At 43.9% G+C, this 20,857-nt stretch carries 19 protein-coding genes; 2 read left to right on the top strand and 17 right to left on the bottom strand.

Annotated elements, in window-relative coordinates; all coding sequences use genetic code 11:
- Window positions 1-21: 21 nt before the first annotated feature.
- Entirely contained in the window at window positions 22-927 is a 906-nt protein-coding gene (locus OCU35_RS18585; RefSeq protein ID WP_261826196.1) for a nucleotide-binding protein, read from the bottom strand.
- A 99-nt stretch (window positions 928-1,026) separates the two neighbouring features.
- Entirely contained in the window at window positions 1,027-2,211 is a 1,185-nt protein-coding gene (locus OCU35_RS18580) for a DUF4062 domain-containing protein (RefSeq protein ID WP_261826195.1), read from the bottom strand.
- A 697-nt stretch (window positions 2,212-2,908) separates the two neighbouring features.
- Here OCU35_RS18580 and OCU35_RS18575 point away from each other — a divergent pair.
- Window positions 2,909-3,799 (top strand): PA4780 family RIO1-like protein kinase, encoded by an 891-nt coding sequence (locus OCU35_RS18575; RefSeq protein ID WP_290242868.1) that lies wholly within the window; start codon window positions 2,909-2,911, stop codon window positions 3,797-3,799.
- A gap of 52 nt (window positions 3,800-3,851) precedes the next feature.
- Here OCU35_RS18575 and OCU35_RS18570 read toward each other — a convergent pair whose 3' ends face one another.
- On the bottom strand, window positions 3,852-6,053 hold the full coding sequence (locus tag OCU35_RS18570) for a glycoside hydrolase family 3 N-terminal domain-containing protein (RefSeq protein WP_261826193.1): 2,202 nt from the start codon (window positions 6,051-6,053) through the stop codon (window positions 3,852-3,854).
- 89 nt (window positions 6,054-6,142) lie between these two features.
- Here OCU35_RS18570 and OCU35_RS18565 point away from each other — a divergent pair, with 89 nt between their 5' ends.
- A complete protein-coding gene (locus OCU35_RS18565) occupies window positions 6,143-7,030 on the top strand; it encodes an AraC family transcriptional regulator (RefSeq protein ID WP_261826192.1) in 888 nt (295 codons plus the stop codon).
- A gap of 20 nt (window positions 7,031-7,050) precedes the next feature.
- Here OCU35_RS18565 and OCU35_RS18560 read toward each other — a convergent pair whose 3' ends face one another.
- The 14 genes from OCU35_RS18560 to OCU35_RS18495 form a co-directional block, all read right to left on the bottom strand.
- Window positions 7,051-7,185, bottom strand: a complete 135-nt coding sequence (locus OCU35_RS18560; RefSeq protein ID WP_257744375.1) for a hypothetical protein — start codon at window positions 7,183-7,185, stop codon at window positions 7,051-7,053.
- A 169-nt stretch (window positions 7,186-7,354) separates the two neighbouring features.
- Window positions 7,355-7,864: a sigma-70 family RNA polymerase sigma factor gene (locus OCU35_RS18555; RefSeq protein WP_390208385.1), complete on the bottom strand. Its 510-nt coding sequence runs from the start codon at window positions 7,862-7,864 to the stop codon at window positions 7,355-7,357.
- Window positions 7,865-7,951: 87 nt separating this feature from the next.
- Window positions 7,952-8,185 (bottom strand): thioredoxin family protein, encoded by a 234-nt coding sequence (locus OCU35_RS18550; protein WP_017028550.1) that lies wholly within the window; start codon window positions 8,183-8,185, stop codon window positions 7,952-7,954.
- Window positions 8,186-8,200: 15 nt separating this feature from the next.
- A complete protein-coding gene (locus tag OCU35_RS18545; RefSeq protein WP_102472033.1) occupies window positions 8,201-9,178 on the bottom strand; it encodes a permease in 978 nt (325 codons plus the stop codon).
- 75 nt (window positions 9,179-9,253) lie between these two features.
- Complete coding sequence (locus tag OCU35_RS18540; RefSeq protein WP_261826190.1) at window positions 9,254-10,219, bottom strand: aminoglycoside phosphotransferase family protein; 966 nt, start codon at window positions 10,217-10,219, stop codon at window positions 9,254-9,256.
- 38 nt (window positions 10,220-10,257) lie between these two features.
- Window positions 10,258-11,295: an acyltransferase gene (locus OCU35_RS18535; protein WP_261826189.1), complete on the bottom strand. Its 1,038-nt coding sequence runs from the start codon at window positions 11,293-11,295 to the stop codon at window positions 10,258-10,260.
- A gap of 134 nt (window positions 11,296-11,429) precedes the next feature.
- Window positions 11,430-13,439, bottom strand: a complete 2,010-nt coding sequence (tkt, locus tag OCU35_RS18530; protein WP_261826188.1) for a transketolase — start codon at window positions 13,437-13,439, stop codon at window positions 11,430-11,432.
- Between the two features lie 11 nt (window positions 13,440-13,450).
- Window positions 13,451-14,197 carry a phosphatase gene (locus tag OCU35_RS18525; RefSeq protein ID WP_261826187.1) on the bottom strand — a complete coding sequence of 249 codons (747 nt, stop codon included), beginning with the start codon at window positions 14,195-14,197 and terminating at the stop codon, window positions 13,451-13,453.
- A 19-nt stretch (window positions 14,198-14,216) separates the two neighbouring features.
- On the bottom strand, window positions 14,217-14,951 hold the full coding sequence (locus tag OCU35_RS18520) for a nucleoside/nucleotide kinase family protein (protein WP_261826186.1): 735 nt from the start codon (window positions 14,949-14,951) through the stop codon (window positions 14,217-14,219).
- A 10-nt stretch (window positions 14,952-14,961) separates the two neighbouring features.
- Window positions 14,962-15,480: an MltR family transcriptional regulator gene (locus OCU35_RS18515; protein ID WP_170875140.1), complete on the bottom strand. Its 519-nt coding sequence runs from the start codon at window positions 15,478-15,480 to the stop codon at window positions 14,962-14,964.
- Between the two features lie 57 nt (window positions 15,481-15,537).
- Window positions 15,538-16,809, bottom strand: a complete 1,272-nt coding sequence (locus OCU35_RS18510; RefSeq protein WP_102381818.1) for a zinc-binding dehydrogenase — start codon at window positions 16,807-16,809, stop codon at window positions 15,538-15,540.
- A 45-nt stretch (window positions 16,810-16,854) separates the two neighbouring features.
- A complete protein-coding gene (locus tag OCU35_RS18505; RefSeq protein ID WP_290242873.1) occupies window positions 16,855-18,258 on the bottom strand; it encodes a PTS mannitol transporter subunit IICB in 1,404 nt (467 codons plus the stop codon).
- A gap of 30 nt (window positions 18,259-18,288) precedes the next feature.
- Window positions 18,289-18,732, bottom strand: a complete 444-nt coding sequence (locus OCU35_RS18500; protein ID WP_102427549.1) for a PTS sugar transporter subunit IIA — start codon at window positions 18,730-18,732, stop codon at window positions 18,289-18,291.
- Between the two features lie 508 nt (window positions 18,733-19,240).
- The gene (locus tag OCU35_RS18495; RefSeq protein WP_261826185.1) at window positions 19,241-20,854 is read right to left on the bottom strand and encodes a BatD family protein; all 1,614 of its coding nucleotides are present in this window, start codon (window positions 20,852-20,854) and stop codon (window positions 19,241-19,243) included.
- Window positions 20,855-20,857 lie beyond the last annotated feature (3 nt).

The raw sequence follows: 20,857 nt of genomic DNA, 5'->3' as shown, positions 1-20,857 counted from the left end.
AGGTCAGATTGCAGCCGCTTGTTAGCTACCATTTACATTAAACCCTGCATTTCGTAATTCTGCATCTAACTCACTTTTCCAATTACCCGCCGCATCCATAGAAACATAAACTACACCACTAATGTCATTTGGTGTTTCAACAGTTCCTTTAACAAGTGCTGCAACTCTAGATCTCGATAGTTTAGCAATTAGATAGCCATGCTCGAATACGACATTCTGTCTTGCTCGCCACTTAAAGCCCAAGGAGTCTCTTTTGGCACCAATATCACATTCAGTATATAAAACGATTCCGAAACCAACGTTACTGTAATGATCTATTTTTTCAATTATTGTTCTTCCACCGCTAGCCTGCATGTGCAGGATTATCGGCTCAAGACCTTTAGATTCAACATAAGATTTAACATCATTTTTAGCATGTTCATCATGGCCATGAACGATAAATACTTGATCTTTATTAAAATCAGACCCATCAATTGGAGGCTTGTTCGGAACACTAAAATCAAGAGCTTCAGTATCTCGCGCTTCATCATCTACACTATTTTCAGAAAGTGCTCGATATAGATCAGCATTTTTAATAGCCCAATGAGTTCGGTAAAATTCAAAATCATCAATGCCAAGTTCAAGAGCAAGTCTTTCTATATCCGCAGGAGGTATTACACCAATATTCTGATCTCTATCAAAAGTTATTTTGTAATCTCTGCCATGGCCAGTAATGTTAATGATGTTCGCGATAAACGCACCATCTTCATAGTGTTCTTGCATAAAAAGAGCAGGGAAACTTTTTATTTCTCTTACTGCATCAGGATTTAAAACCCGATATCTCATCTGAGTTTCAGAGTCTGTATATTCTAAAAAACGTGAGGATGATACGACAACTTCATTTTCATAATCAGTCGGCCCCACATACCCAATTATCAAATTGTACATATCTCTCCTCGGTAGCTAACGCCTTGCTAAGCGGATAAAAATGGTTGGCTATAATCGCGAAGCGATGGCCAACTGTTTTTATTCCGTTTAAGCAACTTGTTAGCTGGCTTTTTCAGTTTCATCATCAAATAAAGCCAATAGTTCTTTGATACTACTACTCGTAGTAGTAGTTTGTTCATCTTCAGATTCATTTAATAAATCTTCATACGGAAAAGACCTATACCTCAACATATTTCCATTAAGACCATCTATATCTGATAATGCATCGAAAATAACTTCTCTATGTTCTTTAGGTAATGCGGAGAAAGAAGCCCAATCAACCGACACACGGTGAAAAAACTCATCATTATATCGGGATTCAAAAAAGGTTCTATCTTCTTTAATTAGTGCTGTTCTGCTATTTCTCCTTCCTGACTCACTAGGAATTGAACTTATTTCGACGATTCCGACTTGCTCAAGTAGTGCATCAAATTTTAAATCTTCGTCATTTACAACATCCTGAGATGTTAAACCTATTCCGCGAATAAAATCATTTAACCTACGATATTTAATTACACCACGAGCAACATCTCGAGTTTGGCTATTGCTTATAGTAGATAAAACAGCGGTTCTTAAATCTTCTATTTGTTCTGTAATCGCTCCTGAACGTTTCTCATCGGTTCTCGAAATACGCTGCTCTTGAAGTAATCTTTGAAAAAGTGAAGACCATTGCTTTCTTAAATGAATTTCAATGTCTTCCGTTTTCCCAAATGGAATTACGCTATTCCCTTCAGTTCTAGATCTTAAAAAGTTTAAAAATTCAAAAATGAACTTAGCTGATTCTGGTTTATCAATTGATGGGAATTTAATTGAATCTACTAGATCTTTATTCTTTTCGTATACAAGATGGTCATGCCAAACTTTTTCATCAACAAATGCAAAAACAGGAATAGACTTATCAATTGCTTTTAGCACTTCCAATTGTGTTACAGAAAGTTTTTCAATATCTTCTAGTACAGTTGTATCTACACTTGCTTTGAGTAAGTTATCTACATCTAGAAGTTTTAATGCTTCAGGTATTGCTTTACCACCAAATCTAGAGCCAACTAACAAAACAACCATATCTGCATTTGGGATTTCTTGTAAACAGTTTGTATGAGTGTGCTGCCTAGGGTCATATAATACATCTGAGTATTCACTCATTATTGGTTCATAGCCCAAACTCAACAAAAAAGAACGAATTTGTTCTCGAACCATACCTAAATCGTAACACGTAGATGAAACGAAAACTTTTGGACTTGCCATGTATATATTCCTTAATTAATTTGGAGACTATGACTCATTAAGACAGCTAACAGCTTAATAGTGCGACATCTCAAATGCACCTGTCACTCATAATACAAAACTAAGTGCAACTTATTGTTTTTATGAGGTAAAGTTTTGAACCAAATCATTTATTCCCAGAAAAAACGAGATATTGCACTAACTCATTCCCATTATCGCTGTTGCACGCAGATTGTAATGCATTGATAGGTAGGCAAAACCTTCATCCTATGGCGACAAAACGAGAAGTACCAGAAGCGTAAGCGAGCCTGTTTTCGATAAATTTTTGACCACGCCCATTGATCCTGTGCAGGCGTTGATTACCGAAGTTCCCATCTATGCTCTACAGACATTAGTTTTTGTATCGCAAAACTTTTAGCTCACAAAATTCTCTCGGTATTACGAAACACACTTTGGGGCATAAGTGAGTTAGCGCATTCTTACTGTTTTGACGTAAAAGATCATATTCACCCATAGCTGTGTCGAAGAACAGGCTGTTGATGCCCTTCTTCAGTTACCAGATCAATAGACACCCTCCTATCACTTCCTCTTCAAAAGCATTTGAAAACCCGTGCTTTCTTAACCCCAAAAGCAGAACAATGAGAAAAGTTGGAAACAATCATCCGCTATCTCGTTGGTTAACATTTCATCTGCAAGCTAATTCATGTATAACGTCCCGATGAAAATACCTAAAAGAATACAGCCCTTAGTTGACGATGGTTTAGTCGACGAGGTGAAAAGCCAATTAATGAGTGGCAAAGAGGCTTCAGTGTATGTAGTACGCTGCGGCGAAACTATCCGTTGTGCCAAAGTTTATAAAGAAGTAAGCCAACGCAGTTTCAAGAAGGCTACTGCATATCGAGAAGGTCGCAAGGTACGTAATAGCCGCCGTGCTCGAGCGATGGAAAAAGGCTCTGGCTTTGGTCGCGATCAGCAAGAAAAAGTCTGGCAAAGTGCAGAGGTTGATGCCTTGTATAAGCTGGCCGCTGCTGGGGTGAGAGTGCCGGAACCTTATGGTTGCTTTGATGGTGTTTTGCTTATGGAGTTAGTCACTGATGACGAAGGTTATGTGGCTCCAAGGCTAAATGATGTCGTGATTTCTCCCGAACAAGCCGTTCAAGATCATCAGGTTATGATGAGCTATGTGGTTAAAATGCTTTGCGTCGGTTTGATTCACGGTGATTTATCTGAGTTCAATGTACTTGTCGATGAAACTGGCCCAGTGATTATCGATTTGCCACAGGCGGTAGATGCGGCTGCGAATAATAATGCTGAGTGGATGCTAAGCCGTGATGTGAATAACATACGTGATTACTATGCACAGTTTGCGCCTGAGCTCCTTTCTACTGAGTACGCCAAGGAAATGTGGGCATTGTACGAAAAAGGCGATTTAAAGCCTGATAGTAAGTTGACGGGCGAATTCAAGGAAGACGAAACCGCGGCTGATCTTGATTCCATTATCCTAGAAATAGAATCCGCACGAGCCGAAGAGTTGAATCGTCGAGAGCGCCTTAAGGAAGCCACTGAAGGTGTTGACGACAGTAAATTCAATTGGGCTGAACCCCAATAAGGAAATGCCAAATCACCACACTCGGTGATTTGGCATTCATTTATGGGTGGTGTTAAGCAACAACCTTAAAGTTGGCTTTGATTAAATCAGAGTCTTTCGAGCTAGCGCCAACCATCAATTCAAAATCACCCGGCTCAACCACTCGCTCTAGGGCGGAGTTAATCAGGGCTAGATCATCAAATACAATCGTCATGTTAACCACTTTGCTCTCACCGGCTTTAAGAGTGATACGCTCGAATGCGCGTAAGTTCTTAACCTCAGTGGTCACTGAACTGAACAGATCGTTGAAATAAGCCTGAACAATCTCCACGCCATCTTGCTCGCCTACGTTAGACACCTTGATGCTGAATCTAAGGTCTTCACCAGCTGACAACGCTGGGTTTTCGATCTGCAGGTCTGAGTATTTGTATTGGGTGTATGAAATGCCTTCACCAAATGCGAACAGCGGCGTTTCAGGCATGTCGATATAGCGCTCTTGATTGTCTAGCTCTGCTTCTAGCAGCGCATGCCAACCTTTAAACTTGTTGTAATAGACTGGCACCTGTCCCACATGGTGTGGGAAAGAGATGGTCAGTTTGCCGCTTGGATTATACTGCCCAAATAGAAGCTCAGCTAAGGCTTGTCCGCCCTTACAACCTGGGTTGAATGCAGAGATAACAGCATTACATTGCTCAACCATCTTAGGAATGGTCAGTGGCTTGGATGCAACCAGAACGCCAACTACAGGGGTTCCAGTTTGGCTAACCGCTTCGATTAGCTCATTTTGATAGCCACTTAGGTCGAGATTTGCGCGGTCATGAAATTCGCCATTTTGTTTTAGCGTATCGCCAACACAAGCGATCACCACATCCGCCGACTCTGCAGCAAATCGAGCTTTATCGATTTCCTCAAAGTCGGAATCTAAGCAGTCTGCACCCTTGATGTATTCCACTTCAAAGCCTTGCTCTTGACCCATCTTTTGCAGGGCCGCTAAAGGCGTGATGGTATGGCCGCGGTGGTAGTTTTCGTGAGTGGCTTCTGCTTGCATGGAGCCAAAAGACCAATCACCTAGCTGAGCAATAATGTCGTCTGCATTCGGTCCCACAACCAGCACTTTTTTGATGTTGTTTGCTGAAAGTGGCAATACATCTTCATTTTTCAGAAGCACTAAGCTCTTACGACTGGCTTCAAGGGATATCTCCCAAGACTCATCACTGCCCAGTAGCTTTTTGCTCTCTAGCGAGGTGTAACGGTTTTCGTCAAACAAGCCTAGCTTAAACTTAGCCTCTAGAATTCTGCGCACGGAGTCATCGATGAGTGAAATATCCACAAGACCTTCTTCTACCAGTTCGATGGCCGATTGGTAGAACTCAGGTGTGGTCATCATCATGTCATTGCCACCAAGTAGTGCCTTGTAGCTTGCTTCTTTTAGGGTAGCGGCGACGCCTTGCTTGTCATGCAGAGAACCCACGTTGTTCCAATCGGTGACAATAAATCCATCAAGTCCCCATTGCTCCTTAGCGACGGTTTTCAACAACCAAGAGTTGGTGGTGCATGGCTCGCCATCAATCGACTGGTAGCCAGTCATTAATGTTGCGCAGTTGGCTTGTTTGACCGCTTTTTCAAAGGGTGGTAAGAACAATGAAAGCAGTTTTCGTCTTGAGGTATCGGCTTCGTAGGAGTCACGGCCTCCGAGCGTTTCCCCGTAGCCAACATAGTGCTTTGCACACGCTAGGATGGAATTTTCACTGGTAAAGTCGTTGCCTTGGTAACCGACGATGGTGGATGCCGCAAGCTCACCAATTAACCATGGGTCTTCACCATAGGTCTCATCTACACGACCCCAGCGTGGGTCTCTACCCACGCAAAGCACAGGAGAAAAAGTCCAGTGCTGGCCAGAAGCGCGAGTTTCAAATGCGGTGACTTGCGCCATTCTCTCCATTAAGCTTTTGTCCCACGAACAAGAAGCGCTTAGCTGAGTTGGGAATACGGTCGCATCGTCTTCAAAGCAATGGCCGTGAATGGCATCAATACCAAAGATCAGGGGAATACCAAGACGTGTGCTAGCAGCGCGGTCTTGAAGCTGCTGAGGCTGCTCTCCGGTACAGTGCAGGTAACTACCCACATTCATGGCTTCTAGGTTGTCGACATGGATTTGATCATGTGCAGGAAGCTGTAGCATTTGGCCAACTTTTTCTTCAACCGTCATGCGAGAAAGAAGGTCGTCTGTGCGCTCTTGAATGCTAAGTTTTGGATTCTGGTAAGGGTAAGTCATCTTTTGTTCTCCAATAATTTTGGTTTACCTTAAGCGCTTAATGCCCTATAAACCTTGCTAAAAGCGACAATTATTAGCATTATTCCGACATGATAACGACTTATAGACTTAGCTCTCACCTTCTTCACCCGCATATTCCCTTTTGTATTCAGCCTGCGATACACGATGGGGCATTTCATTTGCATCGGCATGACTTTTCCGAGCTGATGATAGTGTTATCGGGTCAAGCTGAGCACATTGTGGGTAATCAGCGTTCGACCATTAAAACGGGCGATGTATTTGTTATGAATGGAACTGTCGAGCACGGTTTTAGTCATGCTAATGGGCTGGTCATCTACAACCTGATGTTCGATGGACAAAAGCCTTACTTTGAGACCTCGGGGATTCGTGTTCTGCCTGGCTACCAAGCCCTGTTTAATATTGACCCGCTCGCTCGTGAACAAGAATCCGAAGTGCCGTATCTCAATTTGAAAACGAATGTTTTGGCGAAAGTAGAGTTGCTGCTAAGAGAGATAGAGGAGGAATACACTGACGCTGCTCTCGGGTTTGAGCCGGTATTAATGGCCTTGCTCCAGCATCTTGCCGTGCTTTTAGTGCGCAACTACCCAGAGCAAGCAAACCCTAAGCAAAAGAATACCTTAGCTTTGGCGCGTGCCTTGTCTTATATGGAGCAAAACTATTCTGAATCGGATCTACGGGCCACTGATATCGCGACCAATAGCTTCCTCAGCACGCGCCAACTAGAGCGACTATTTCATCAATTCTTCCAGACTACGCCCAGTCAATACCTAAGTGATAAACGGATTTCTCGAGCCAAAGAATTATTGGTCAGTGACATTAACTTGAGTATCAATCAAATTGCCCATAGCTGTGGCTTTAGTGACAGTAACTATTTTTCTCGAGTATTTCGCAAGCAAGTTGATATCTCTCCGAGGGACTATCGTAAGCAGGAATTTGTGAATAATAGATTGGGCTGATCAGATAGTAAGTTTTGCCGTTATTTCTGTGAGGCAATATCGGTTATTGAAGGGCGCACATTCTCTCTATCGAGTTGGACGGTCTGGTCATCGTCCATACTGAAGGTAATTGAAGAGATACATAACGCAGAGATGGCGATTAATTTTTTAAGCAATGGTGTAACCTCGAATGCAACGCCGCCTATGCGGTGTTATTTGCAGTGGTGATATTCATTGCGGGTATATTAATGGATAAATCAAAGAGTTACTTATCATTACGCGCCACCCAAAAGCGTTAACTGGATCACCCTTTGTAGGGGGAGGGATTTGGCGTTCTTGTTTTTGCTATCCTTCAACTCGTTTAAAGCAACATACACCGCTGTCATCTTGTTCCACCTTACATTCCGCAATGAGCCTGTGTTTAAGTTCTTTGCGAGCCCTACGAAGGCGAGTCTTGGTGGCCGGAAGACTGAGGTTGTTGCGCTTAGCATATTCGAGTTGGGTTAAACCATAGAGGTCGCATTGCTCTATGATGTCCCGATCACTATCGGCTAGTTTGGGTAATACCCTAGGTAGGCAAGTTTGCAGCTGTGTCATCACGGGAGGGATCTCACTAGTTGCGACGTACTCGGCTATATCTTCACTGTCTATTTCTTTACGCAGGCGGTCGATAAAATGGTTTTTAGTTACGCGAAACAGCCACGACTTTCCGTCTTCGAGAGTACAAAAACGTTCACTGTTCTTCATCGCCTTGAGAAACACTTCTTGCATTATGTCTTCTGTTTCTTGCTGACTGTGTGTCTGTTTGATCAGCCAGCCATACAGTTGGTGCTCTGTTTCGCCCCATGCTTTCATCAAGCACTTCATTGCTGAATTCCTATTTTCAATCGCTAAAGTCACTATACCTCAAGTGTGGCATAGCGACCTTTATGGCGAGATTAATCAGGCGAATAGATCACGAATTTGTTCCACGCTAGGGACAGAGCCAGTATGTTTTATGACACCATCAATACCGATTCCTGGGGTACTTAAAACGCCGGCTTGCATTATATCTTCTAAGCTGGTGACTTTTTCTAACGTGATGTTTTGGCCCAGTTCTTGTGCGACCTGCTCTATTCGCTCAGCGGTCACAGTGCAGCCCTTGCATCCTGTACCGTAGACTTGAATATGTTTCATAACGAACTCCGTAGTTTAATAAAAAGCATTGAATAGCCACCCAGTAATAGAGATGGCGACAAGTAGATAAATGGCGATAGCCCCAAGCAAGCGATACTGCATGACCTGCTTAAGCATCATAAATTCAGGAAGGCTGACCGCTACCGCGCCCATACAAAAGGCCAGCGTCGTACCCAAAGGCATTCCCTTATCAATCAAAGAAGCCATGATAGGGACCACGCCGGAGGCATTGGTATAGATAGGGATAGCACTGAGTGTGGCAAGTGGCACTGTCCACCATTGCCCATTGGCGAGGTTTTCTTCAAACCACTGTGCGGGCACAAAGCCATGTATGAAGGCACCGATGCCAACGCCGATGATCACCCACTTCCAAATGCGTTTAACAATGTCACCGGTTTCGTTCTTGGCAAACTCATGGCGCTGCTGATGGTTCATTGAAACCGGCTTTGAAGAGCTGGTTATAGTGGTGCTTTCTTCTTCTAGGTACGCCTTGGCGAGGAAAGGTTGTAGCCAACGATGAGCTTTTAACGCATCAAGTACAACGCCTGCAAAGATGCCTAGCAACATACCAATAGCCACATACATGATGGTGAACTTGAGCCCCAGAATACTGCCGAGCATGATGATCACAACTTCATTAATCAGTGGCGAGGTGATCAGAAAGGCGATAGTGACACCTATTGGAATTCGCGCGGAAACGAACCCCATAAATAAAGGGATAGAACTGCAAGAACAAAAAGGCGTGACGGCACCAAACATCGAACCGAGAACATAGCCTAAGGCTTTGTTCTTGCCTTGTAGATAATCGCGAACCTTCTCCACGCTTAAACTGGCGCGAAGGTACGAAATCATATAGATGAGCACGACCAGTAAGACGAGGATCTTACTGGTATCCTCGATGAAGAAATGCAGCCCTATGCCAGCTGAGGTCGAGGGATCTAGACCAAAGATGTCATAGGTTAGCCAACTGGCGAGTAGAGTGAAAACGTACAATGTTTCTCTTCCTTATAAGTGTCTGTTAGTAACAACACGTATGAGATCGGAAAAGGATGCTTTATTTGTGACTTTTTAAGCTTGTTTGTTGATCGCCTCAATAGCTTGCTTTGTTAACGCCTCCGTATAGTCATTTATCTTCCAATGGCTTGGGCTCCATCCTTTGACAAAGCGTTGAAAATCGGCCCATGCAATGCAAAACAATGGCCGCCATGCTTTTTCCACTTCGGAGAAACTTAGCTTTGGTTGAGTGCTATCAATGGCTTCTCTTAGATGTCCGAAGTAGGTATCCAATATCCATTGTTCTTTTTCGGTACACTGCTGTGGAGCAACTGCGCTACTCATGAATAGAGCAACATCTTTCATTGCACAACCCTTTCCAACGTATTGAAAATCAACAGCCGCCGCTTGCTTGCCATCGGCTGTAAAACAGAAGTTCGCCAGCTTTGCATCACCATGAACCAAGGTTTGAAAAGGTGCGTCTTTAAGCTTCAGATCTATCTGTTTGGCATGCTTTTTTAGCACAGGATCAAGCAATGCTTCCAGTTCATCTGGTCGTGTTTCGAGATGCCAATAGGTGCCACTTTCCCATAGTTTGTCGCCTGGGTTTTGAATATGAGTTGCGTGAAACCATGCTAACCATTTTAAGCACGCGCTGAGGTGCATTGGATTTGCTTCTTTAACCGTGTCGACGTAACCCAACTGATGCAGGTCTTGCATTGCTAATAGACATGTATGCTCTTGCTCAACGATCTTTAAAGGTAATGGAGCAGAACAGTTTTTATGAAGGAGAGGGACAAAGTTTTGATACCAGTGAAGCTCAACTTGATAAGAGTTAATCTTTCTTTGGTGGGATAGTGTGGTATTCCAACCTCTAGGGTGGTTTTGTGTTTCGGGTAAAGCGATATGCTTAACGATGATACTCGTTTTGTCTGCAAACACACGCACCAGTTCACCGTAGCCTCCCCATAGCGATTGAATTAACTGAGTGCTATGAAGTTCCTTGTAACCTAGCTGTTGAATTAAAGGTAAGTAGTCCATGATGATGTTAGTGAGCCTTCTATTAGAGGGTTGCTAGATTAAATGCATCGGTTTAAAAAGCGAGTTTTACTCATCCCTAAAGCGGTCAGATAGGACAGCGCAAAAGTCATGCACGCCACAATCGGAATGTACAAATAGATATCGAATAATGACAGCAACCACTCGTCGGCATAGGAAGCAATAAGCTTAATAAACAGCGGGTGAATGAGATAGATCCCAAAGCTTAATCCTGCAAATTGATGGAGCCTAAGATTGGCGCTGGCATGCTTTTTCAGGGTAAAAAACAGCGCTAAAGACAGGGCAATGATATTCAGGCTCAAGTAAGAGTAAAAATATAGGTGAGTTAGGTAGTAGCTACCGAAAAGGGTAACTGCAAGCGAGGCAATGATAATAGCAACGCACCATTTATCGTTAGCCTTGAAACCATATTTAGCCACATACCCACCCAAGCAGAAGTAGCCTAAGTAGCTCAAAAAATCATTGGTAAACAAGCTCACCTTAGCACTGAGCTCAAAGTACAAAAGCACAACATTAGTGAGTGCTGAGAGCGCCGCTAGTGCAAAACACACCACAGTGAACAGCAGGAATTCTTTTTGGCTTATCGATCTCAGTATTACTCTTAGAATGGGCGCAACTAAGTACAAGAACGGGATCATAAATAGATACCACAGATGGTAGTAGGGCTCTCCCAATGCCCAGCCCTTTGCAACGGTAAAATAAGCGGTGCTGACATCGCCCTTCAAATGATGCTTAAGCAACACCCACAACGAATAAAATAGCGACCAAAATATCATTGGGGTCAGTATCTTGCGGATTCTTTTCTTGAAAAATTCTTTATTGGATTCTTGCTTATCCAACAGCAAGTAGCCACTGAGCGTGATAAATAGGGGAATGCACCACAGAGTCAAAGAGGCGTATAAGTTTCCCGCCCACCATTCACGACTGCCATAAACAGGGCTTGTGAAATCAATACCGCTAATAAAGTCAGACGCCACATGCAGAACGATCACCGCAAATACGGCGAATACGCGTAGGTTGTCAGCCCAGAAGAGATTAGTTTCATTTGAGTGTTTCAATGTTGACCATGAAAGTGAGTGGTTACTATGACTTCTAATCTAGCGTACATCTTCGCTGATAGTAAGAAATTCAGATAGCAAAAGACCAGTAGTTTGTAGGCTACTGGTCTTTTGTTTTTATTGCGATTTTAAAATTAAGCTAAAAGCTCTTTCGCCGTCTTCACTACGTTTTCAGTAGTAAAGCCAAACATCTTGAATAGTTCGCCTGCTGGAGCAGACTCACCGAAGGTAGTCATGCCAATGATCTTGCCGCCGAAACCAACGTACTTGTACCAGTAATCAGCGATGCCTGCTTCTACCGCGATGCGCTTAGTCACTGATGATGGTAGTACTGACTCACGGTACGCTTCATCTTGCTTGTCGAACGCGTCATTAGAAGGCATTGATACTACACGTACCGCTTTGCCTGCTGCTGTTAGTTCAGCTTGCGCTGTAACTGCGAGTTCTACTTCAGAACCTGTTGCAATGATGATGAGCTCTGGAGTGCCAGCACAATCTTTAAGGATGTAAGCACCCTTAGCGATGTCAGTCACTTGAGAAGCGTCACGCTCTTGCTGTGCTAGGTTTTGGCGAGAGAAGATAAGCGCTGTAGGCGCGTCTTTACGCTCGATTGCCAGTTTCCATGCTACTGCAGACTCAACTTGGTCACATGGACGCCATGTGCTCATGTTTGGAGTCAAACGTAGAGAAGCCATTTGCTCAACCGGTTGGTGAGTTGGGCCGTCTTCACCCAGACCGATAGAGTCGTGAGTGTAAACTTGGATGTTCTGAATTTTCATCAGAGCAGCCATACGCATTGCATTACGCGCGTATTCCATGAACATTAGGAAGGTTGCGCCGTACGGTACGAAGCCGCCGTGCAAAGCCATACCGTTCATGATAGCCGTCATGCCGAACTCACGTACACCGTAGTGGATGTAGTTGCCTGAGAAGTCATTTGCTTCAAGAGACTTAGAGCCAGACCACATGGTTAGGTTTGATGGCGCAAGGTCAGCAGAACCACCCATGAACTCAGGAAGCATTTGACCAAACGCTTCTAGTGCGTTTTGTGATGCTTTACGTGATGCAATGTTGGCTGGGTTTGCTTGAAGATCAGCAATGATTTGGTTTGCTTTCTCTTCCCACTCAGCTGGAAGCTCGCCGTTAACGCGACGCTTAAGCTCAGCCGCTTCAGCAGGGTATGTTGCTGCGTAAGCTTCAAATTTCGCATTCCAAGCCGCTTCTTTTGCAGCGCCAGATTCTTTTGCGTCCCACTCTGCGTAGATGTCAGCAGGAACTTCAAATGGACCGTGCTCCCAACCAAGGGCCGCTTTAGTCGCAACGATTTCATCTTGACCCAGTGGTGCGCCGTGACAGTCGTGCGTACCTGCTTTGTTTGGCGAACCAAAGCCAATCACTGTCTTAGTACAGATAAGTGTTGGACGAGGGTCTGCTTTTGCCGCAAGGATAGCCGCGTTGATTGCTTGTGCATCATGGCCATCTACTGCTGGAATGACATGCCAGCCGTACGCTTCAAAACGCTTAGGCGTATCGTCAGAGAACCAGCCTTCCACTTCACCATCGATAGAGATGCCGTTGTCATCCCAGAAAGCAACTAGCTTGCCAAGACCTAGAGTACCCGCAAGAGAACACGCCTCGTGTGAGATACCTTCCATCAGACAGCCGTCACCCATGAATGCATAGGTGTAGTGGTCAACGATGTCGTGACCTTCTTTATTGAACTGAGCGGCAAGTGCTTTTTCAGCCATTGCCATACCAACAGCGTTGGTGATGCCTTGACCTAGAGGACCTGTCGTGGTCTCGATACCAGGTGCGTAACCATATTCTGGGTGGCCTGGCGTTTTAGAGTGCAACTGACGGAAGTTCTTAAGGTCATCGATAGATAACTCGTAACCCGTCAAATGAAGCAGAGAGTAGATCAGCATTGATCCGTGACCATTTGACAGAATAAAACGGTCGCGGTCAGCCCACTCTGGGTTTTGTGGGTTATGGTTCAAATGATCACGCCAAAGGACTTCAGCGATGTCAGCCATACCCATAGGTGCGCCTGGGTGACCAGAGTTAGCTTGTTGAACACCATCCATGCTTAAGGCGCGAATGGCGTTTGCGAGTTGTTTTTTATTTAGGTCTTCTTGGTTTGTCATAATTGGATTCTTTAATACAAATGAGAAAATTCTTCGATACGTGATTTACCACGTAACAGTAAAAAGTTTAGAAAGCGTGTTGTTGAGGTAGTGAGGATCTTACTTTCATCGATTTCGTGTTGTGACAGCAAAGTCTTCGCCAAATCCAGACGTGCGATCTCTTCACAGAAATGGGCATCTGATCCAGTAGTAAAGTAGACACCTATCTCTTTACCTAACTCTACAATTCGCGAACACCGAACATCACTGCCTTTGCGACTCTTGCCTGTGAGTGAGGTATTGTTTACTTCTATGGCGACGTTATGTTCTTTTGCACACTTTAATACAGCTTCTATATCGAACGGATAGTTGGGATTGCCTAAGTGGCCTAGTACATCAACTTGTCCGTTCCTGATTACGTTTATTAAAGCTCGGGTATGCACCTCTTCGGTTGAAGGAGTGAATACAGGCTCATGAAAACTGGCTATGACCCAGTCTAAATGTTGATAGGAAGAAGGTGGAAGATCGAGCTGTCCTTCCACATTAAGGGTGTTGGCTTCCACTCCTCGGAGTATTCCAACGTCATGTAAAAAGCGGGGCAAAATTCTCTGGTTGTTAAAATGCCAGTAGTGGGGGGCTCCGGGCATCTCAGGAGCATGATCTGTTGTACAAAGAAGTTTAAGCCCTTTATTGTTTGATGCTAATGCATTTTCGATAATGGTGCTGTACGCATGCCCGCTGGCAATAGTATGAGTGTGGCTGTCGACGACGATCTCCATCACGACCTCCTAATTCAAATTAGTTAATTTCAAATGAACCGTCTTGATTCATAAACAGTGTAAGGTCAGCTTTTACGGAGTGACTGAGTACTTTTTCTACATTTTTTGAATCTGACTTTTTATAGAAAGCCAGAGCTTCCTCTTCCGTCGAACCGCCTCTAATTTTGCGGTTTACTAATCGCTCTTCAAGGAACTTAGGGTCCGTATCCATGAAAATAGTAAAGTCGGCTAGTTCATGTAAACCGTTCCAAACGGGTTCATCCAGTAATAGCCAGTTTCCTTCTATGACGACGATTTCTTTGTCTACATTGATGGCATCATCCACCGGGTCATGTAGATTTCTGTCGTAGTATGGCCATGTGGGATCTTTGACCTTTAATTGTTTTAGCTTGGATATCAGTTCGGTCAGATTGAAGGTTTCATAAGACCCTTTAATGCTTCTAAGTGTGATTCTTTGGTCATCTCGAATTGTATAATTGGAGTCGAGAATTTCATTGGGATAATGGAATCCATCAAAAGGTAACACTTGTAGAGGTTCAACTTCTGGAGTTGTGTTTGAAAGGTGTTCCCAAAAGGCGGCTAAGGTTGACTTGCCACTGCCTGGAGGCGCACACAGAAAAATGACGGTACGGCCTTGCTTCTCTTTATAGAGACGGGTGAATTTTTCTACAAGGGGTTTATGGATTTGTTCTATATTTCTCTCAGAAAAGACAGCTTCTGTTTCAAAGCCACTGACATTTAACGACACTTTCATGTTCAAAACCTTAATCTAGTATTTCTTTCTCTACGCTTTCCAATAATTTCTCACAAGAGAGCTTGAGTACGGTCTTAATCAACGACTCATAACGAGCCTTCGAGAATGAATCAAACGATGAAAATCTAAGTTGGTTAATTGAATCCAGGTAGATGTTGTCTTCACCCTTAGAGAACGTTGACAGGTTCGTTATGAAGTCATAAACCATGTCATCGTCAAAGAGGATGGTTTCATTGTTCTTACTCACAAAATCCAGCATCTGGTTAAAGAGTCCTATGTCGGCATAGGTTTCTAGGGAGATTTTTCCCATAGCAAACATTAACTTAGACACTACATCGGTTGCTACTAGAGGACCATCCTCTTTTAGAAGAGGGACAACGGCATACTCCATCACCAAAGGGTCTTGTACAAAGACTCTGGGTAGTAGCTTTTTTAATCTGTCGTTGATTAATTTATTTGATATCTTGAGAAAACTGGTCGCTGAATCGCAATCATCTAAGGCATCTAATAACTCTTCTTGGTTCAAGATAATTAATTCCTCGTTGAGCTATGGCAGCGTCTCCACTACCACAGCCGTTTTCGGTACTTAGCCTGCTAAGCTCACGTTGTAGAATTCGAGCAGTGCTTTTTCAGCTGGCTCATTCCAAACGTAATTGTTGGCTTTTAGAATTTGGTCTAGCTCTAAAAAGAACGGGTCAACATCGGCGAGAGTATGGAACTCATCGATAGACGTCAGTGGTAGATTTATATGAGGGTAGATGAGCTTCTTACCGCCAGGGATATCTAACTGATTCAGTATCGTATGAGGAGCAGCTTCAAGACCACCTACGTGTGTCACCATGAATGACGGGTTGATTTTGTTCGCTTCAGAAAGTTCAATAGATTCAACCATATCGCCAGTAGAACCTCCAGAGGTACCGACTATATGTGTTGCTTCGTAGTGAACGTTATAAAAGTTAAATGGTACCTTAAATTGCTTGTCTGTTGGACCGGCAAAGAAGTTTAAACACCCATCATTACCCAAAAGATCATCTGCTTGCTCTAGTACTTGGCTTACTGCTGCGTATACCATGACATCGTCATACCCTTGACCATCATTTAACTCTTTGAGGTAATCAACAGGGTTGTCTACTTTTGCTGTATTAACATAGAACAGCTCAATACCGTTCTCTGCTGCTTTAGATACAGGGATAAGACTTTCTGCACGGGAAAGACGCGCTTCATCAATATCCGTTACAACAATGCGTTTTGGTTTAACGGGGCCGTTGATCGCATAATCAATAGCACCGATACCCATAGGGCCAGCACAAGCAAGTAGCGCAAGTGAACCGCCTTCTTTGATGCCCATTTGGTGCTCGTACACATATGGAGTTGTATGGTAGCTAGCATGAAACGCTCCAATGATGCACGACATTGGTTCCGCTAATGATGCATTTGCATAATAGGTGCTTTTGTAGGGTAATACACAGTCAAGATCGATAGCGACTTTAGGGATGATCGAGTAGGTTGCGTTACCCCCAAATGTTTCGTAGCTGTAACCCGGTGAGTAACCCGTAGGGAGCCCCATTGCTGGTTGAAGAACAAAGGGTTCACCTGGTTTGAATTTGTCTTTAAGGTTGGCTCCTACTTCAACAATAACACCTGCGTATTCATGTCCTGTAATAACAGGAACCTCAGAAATGTTTTCTGGTACGCGTTTATGTTTTGTGCCTAAAAGTGCTGCTTTGTAAGTTGAAAGGCAAACACTGTTTGAAATGTTTTTTACTAGAAGCTCGTCATCAGAAATTTTTGGTAGTTCGAATGTTCTTAGTTGAACGTCTTTTTCACCACAAATTACAGCTGCTGTTGTTTGAACCATGATTTTTCTCCGAAGGGGGCCACAACGTGACCCCTGAATATTTATTTAGGCTTGCTGACCAATCGTATTTAGTAGGTTGTCTAATGCTGGGTCATGCATGAAGTTTTTAATCGTGACTACCGGTAGACCTGTAGCCTTAATTGCGCGTGTTTCTAGGCTTTCGTGAGTCACAACAACGTCTGCATGACTTGGGACCTTTTCGATAGCAAAGTTCTTAACTTCGACCTCGTATCCCGCCTTTTCAAGTTTTCGCTTGAAAGTGGAGGCACCCATTGCGCTAGAGCCCATTCCTGCGTCACAAGCAAATGCAACAAACTTAATATCTTTTGCGTCGTTAGCTGTGCTTGCTTGAGCTGTTGCGTTGGCAGCACCTTCAGCCTTCATGTCTTTCATGTCTGTTACAGACTGTTCAAACTCGTCTTCTGAAGACGTTTTCTTGCTCATTTTCAAGATGGCACTTGCTACTAAGAATGACGCGATGGTTGCTGTTGTTACGCCTGCAATTGTTGCTAGGAAGCCACCTTTTGGCGTTAATGCTAAGTAAGAGAAGATAGAGCCAGGACTTGGGCCAGCAACTAGACCAGCATCAAGCATGTTAAAGGTTGCTATACCTGTCGCTCCACCAGCAATCATGGCAAGAATCATCGTTGGTTTCATTAGAACGTACGGGAAGTAAAGCTCATGGATACCACCAAAGAAGTGGATGATAATGGCACTTGGTGCTGAACGCTTACTCAGTCCTTCACCAAATTTTGCATACGCCAGAAGCATACCAAGACCAGGGCCAGGGTTAGATGCCACCATGAAAAAGATAGACTTACCTGTCTCTGCAGCTGCTTGTAGGCCAAGCGGATAATAAATACCTTGGTCAATCGCGTTATTTAGGAACAGTACTTTGGCTGGTTCGTTTATGATAGCGAGTAAAGGAAGGAAACCTGTTGCGACTAGTGCTTCGATGCCTGTTTGTACAAATAGGTTGGCCGCACTCACAGCAGGCCCAACGATAGCGTAAGCAAACAAACACATCAGCATGCCAAAGATGCCTAGCGAGAAGTTGTTTACTACCATCTCAAAACCAGAAGGAATTCGATCTTGTAGGCGTTTGTCGATTTGTACGATAACCCAGCCACTCAGTGGACCCATTATCATAGCGCCGACAAACATTGGAATTTCGGCACCAGCGATAACGCCCATGGTACCAATAGCACCCGCTACGGCTCCACGCTTATCACCAACAATCTGGCCACCAGTGTAACCAATAAGTAGAGGCAATAAATAAGTAATCATTGGTCCAACTAGTTCACCAAAATACTCGTTTGGTATCCAACCTGTTGGAATAAATAAAGCAGTAATAAAGCCCCAAGCGATGAAGGCTCCGATATTTGGCAATACCATTGCAGTCAAATGACCGCCGAAGGCTTGCACTTTAGCTCTTGCATTTGTAGACACGTTATATTCCTTATTATTATTTAAAGGCTCTTAGTAGCTTTTGATTATTTCGAGAACTTCTTCTTTAGATGATGAAGCAGCAAGCTTTGCGATATTTTCTTCATCAACTAACATTTCGCTAAGAGCTTGAATCACTTCAATATGAGTATCTGAATCTTTTGCTGCTAGCGTTAGTAATACATTGGCAGGTCCAAGGTCTGAGCCGAAATCGACAGGTGTACTAAAGACATGGATACCTAGTCCTGTTTTCAAAACACCAGCCTCTGGACGGGCATGAGGCATAGCAATACCTGGACAAAGAACGTAATATGGCCCATTATCGTGCGTCGATTGGATGATTGCGTTTGCGTAGTTTTCGGTTACATAGCCCTTGTCTTGCAAGTAACGGGTGGTTTCTTTAACTGCGTCTTCCCACTGGTATTCAGAGTGGTTGATTACATCGATGAGGTCGTGGTCAATGAGGTCGTATAGCATGATAAGTCCCAGTTATTCGTGTTCGTTGTTGTTGGGGTTATTATCTGCTTATGTCTCTGCATTGGGAAATAAGGACTAAGTGTGATTGATGTCACTTAAAAATATGTGTCAAGTAGGCATTTAGTCGCCTAATCACATTATTGAAATGAAATTTTATTACAAATATTAATTTTGTTACATGTCAATAGATTAAATTTGAAGTAAATCTCATATATCATCATTACTTATATTTGTGTAAATGTGACCTAATTAATATTAGTGCTATTGACGAGTCTTTATTTGTGACATGGGCGTCATGGTTAACCTAGCTTCACGTGTTTAAATGAAATTCGATTGGTGATCTTGATCACGCATGAAAGTGCCTGATCATATGTATGACAAATAAAGACGTTTTCTTACATTTTACTAGTAATTCGGATTGCTTTGGTTGGGTTAATAACTGCAGGGCTATTTAAGCGCTCCCAAAAATAAACCGCCTTCGAGAAGGCGGTTGAAAGTAGTTTCTATTTTAGAGTTTTGCTAGGTCGTCTGTCCGTTGACCTGTTCTCGTCCCAGCCCGTTTTATCAGGCCCACAAGCTTATCTCCCTTCCATTGAGCGGGCTCTTTCCCCATTACCGTTTGACTCATCAAATTCATTTCATTGCGAATGGCTTTGGCATCTTTAGGCTCAACATCTTGGGTAGTCAGCCACTGCTCTAGCAGTGATTGTGCCTTGATGGGGTCACCTTGCTGTATGGCTTCTATTAGCTCTGATTTCAAAGGGAGCGCTTTACCATTGCTTACTCTTGGCGCTGTTGATGGGCCTTGTTGTCTGGCGCGCAGCCACATCACAGTAGAGAAGATCCATAAGCCGGCAAAAAGAGCGGTTAGCATTGGCCAGTAGCCGCTGTCTTTCACTGGCTGAGCATGGGTAGCAGATGCTTGTGGTGGAAGAGGCGCGCTACTCGATGACGCGTTCGCATTGACCGCCACATTGAGCCCTTTTACTTCACTGGTTTGGGCTTTTTTGTTTACAGAATCCCACCATTGCACGGGGACACTCGGCAGCGAGAACTCACCGCTTCTTTTTGCTATGAGCACCTGCTTGGTCGTCATGGTCACTGAGCCATCATCATTATTGCTAAACGCAGGTTTCTCACTGTATACGCGAAAATCTTCAGGGTTATTAATGGTCAGATTTGGCAGTTGCGAAGCGCTTAACCCAGCTGCGGTGAGCGTGATGGTTCGTGTTAGGGAGTCACCCTCATCTATCGTCACCGAGTCACCGGAGAACTCTTTGTTGTTATCCAGTTGCCAACTTTGCGATAGATCTAGCTTAGACGTCGGCAACCACGCACCTTGATAGTTCTCTGGTACAGGAAGTACCTTCAAGTCGACTTGTGGAGATTTGCCATCAAGCGTAATGATACGGGTGCTAGAACGGTTATTACCGTAACGAACCACGCCGGTCAAAGTGGGAACCTTTATTGAGAAATCACCACTACTGCTTGCAGTTACTCGAAACTCTTGGTCGATGATCAGCACTTCAACGCCATCAAGTACCGCTTGATATTGCTTAGGCTCAGAGAGAGGCTCGATCTGTAAGCCCGGAGCAAGAGGTTGAGTTAGGTTCGGATTTTGTAATCGGCGAGGGTCAACCTTAACGATGATGCGAGCATCAAGCTTAGTACTCTCATTAGGGTAAAGCTCTTTCTTGCCAATCTTTGAGCGTACTTCAATGATATCGTCGGTAGTTGGCACTTGCTCGCCAGCCGTCACTTTTAGTGTGATGGGGTCGGTGGTTGCGTCATCCACTTTAAAACTTGGAATAGTGATTGTTCCTGTTTTTTGTGGAGCGATAGACACTGTCCACACACTGGTGTCGGTGCGCTTCATGTTTATGATATTGACCGATGAACTGAAGCTGGGTCTGCCTACATAGAAGTTATTGGATAGGGCATCAAAGTTGACCTTTTCGCCATCGAGTCTTTCGTCAGCGACTATTTTGAGCTGGATAACCTCATCTTTGCTGACATTGGTTTTGCTCACGCTGGCAGTCATATTCAGTGCCCACGACGAGAAGCTACAAGCTAGGCCTGTCACTAGGGTTATTGTGGTGATAAGGGGTTTACATCTAATCATTAC

It is taken from the genome of Vibrio breoganii (assembly GCF_024346795.1).
GTDB classification, from domain to species: Bacteria; Pseudomonadota; Gammaproteobacteria; order Enterobacterales; family Vibrionaceae; genus Vibrio; species Vibrio breoganii.
This window is presented reverse-complemented; position numbering and strand designations above follow the sequence as displayed.

What these genes read in the sequence shown, in the direction of transcription:
- OCU35_RS18585 (WP_261826196.1), bottom strand. Translation starts at nt 927, where the DNA reads ATGTACAATTTGATAATTGGGTATGTGGGGCCGACTGATTATGAAAAT.
- OCU35_RS18580 (WP_261826195.1), bottom strand. Translation starts at nt 2,211, where the DNA reads ATGGCAAGTCCAAAAGTTTTCGTTTCATCTACGTGTTACGATTTAGGT.
- OCU35_RS18575 (WP_290242868.1), top strand. Translation starts at nt 2,909, where the DNA reads ATGAAAATACCTAAAAGAATACAGCCCTTAGTTGACGATGGTTTAGTC.
- OCU35_RS18570 (WP_261826193.1), bottom strand. Translation starts at nt 6,053, where the DNA reads ATGACTTACCCTTACCAGAATCCAAAACTTAGCATTCAAGAGCGCACA.
- OCU35_RS18565 (WP_261826192.1), top strand. Translation starts at nt 6,143, where the DNA reads ATGATAACGACTTATAGACTTAGCTCTCACCTTCTTCACCCGCATATT.
- OCU35_RS18555 (WP_390208385.1), bottom strand. Translation starts at nt 7,864, where the DNA reads ATGAAAGCATGGGGCGAAACAGAGCACCAACTGTATGGCTGGCTGATC.
- OCU35_RS18550 (WP_017028550.1), bottom strand. Translation starts at nt 8,185, where the DNA reads ATGAAACATATTCAAGTCTACGGTACAGGATGCAAGGGCTGCACTGTG.
- OCU35_RS18540 (WP_261826190.1), bottom strand. Translation starts at nt 10,219, where the DNA reads ATGGACTACTTACCTTTAATTCAACAGCTAGGTTACAAGGAACTTCAT.
- tkt (WP_261826188.1), bottom strand. Translation starts at nt 13,439, where the DNA reads ATGACAAACCAAGAAGACCTAAATAAAAAACAACTCGCAAACGCCATT.
- OCU35_RS18525 (WP_261826187.1), bottom strand. Translation starts at nt 14,197, where the DNA reads ATGGAGATCGTCGTCGACAGCCACACTCATACTATTGCCAGCGGGCAT.
- OCU35_RS18520 (WP_261826186.1), bottom strand. Translation starts at nt 14,951, where the DNA reads ATGAAAGTGTCGTTAAATGTCAGTGGCTTTGAAACAGAAGCTGTCTTT.
- OCU35_RS18510 (WP_102381818.1), bottom strand. Translation starts at nt 16,809, where the DNA reads ATGGTTCAAACAACAGCAGCTGTAATTTGTGGTGAAAAAGACGTTCAA.
- OCU35_RS18500 (WP_102427549.1), bottom strand. Translation starts at nt 18,732, where the DNA reads ATGCTATACGACCTCATTGACCACGACCTCATCGATGTAATCAACCAC.
- OCU35_RS18495 (WP_261826185.1), bottom strand. Translation starts at nt 20,854, where the DNA reads ATGATTAGATGTAAACCCCTTATCACCACAATAACCCTAGTGACAGGC.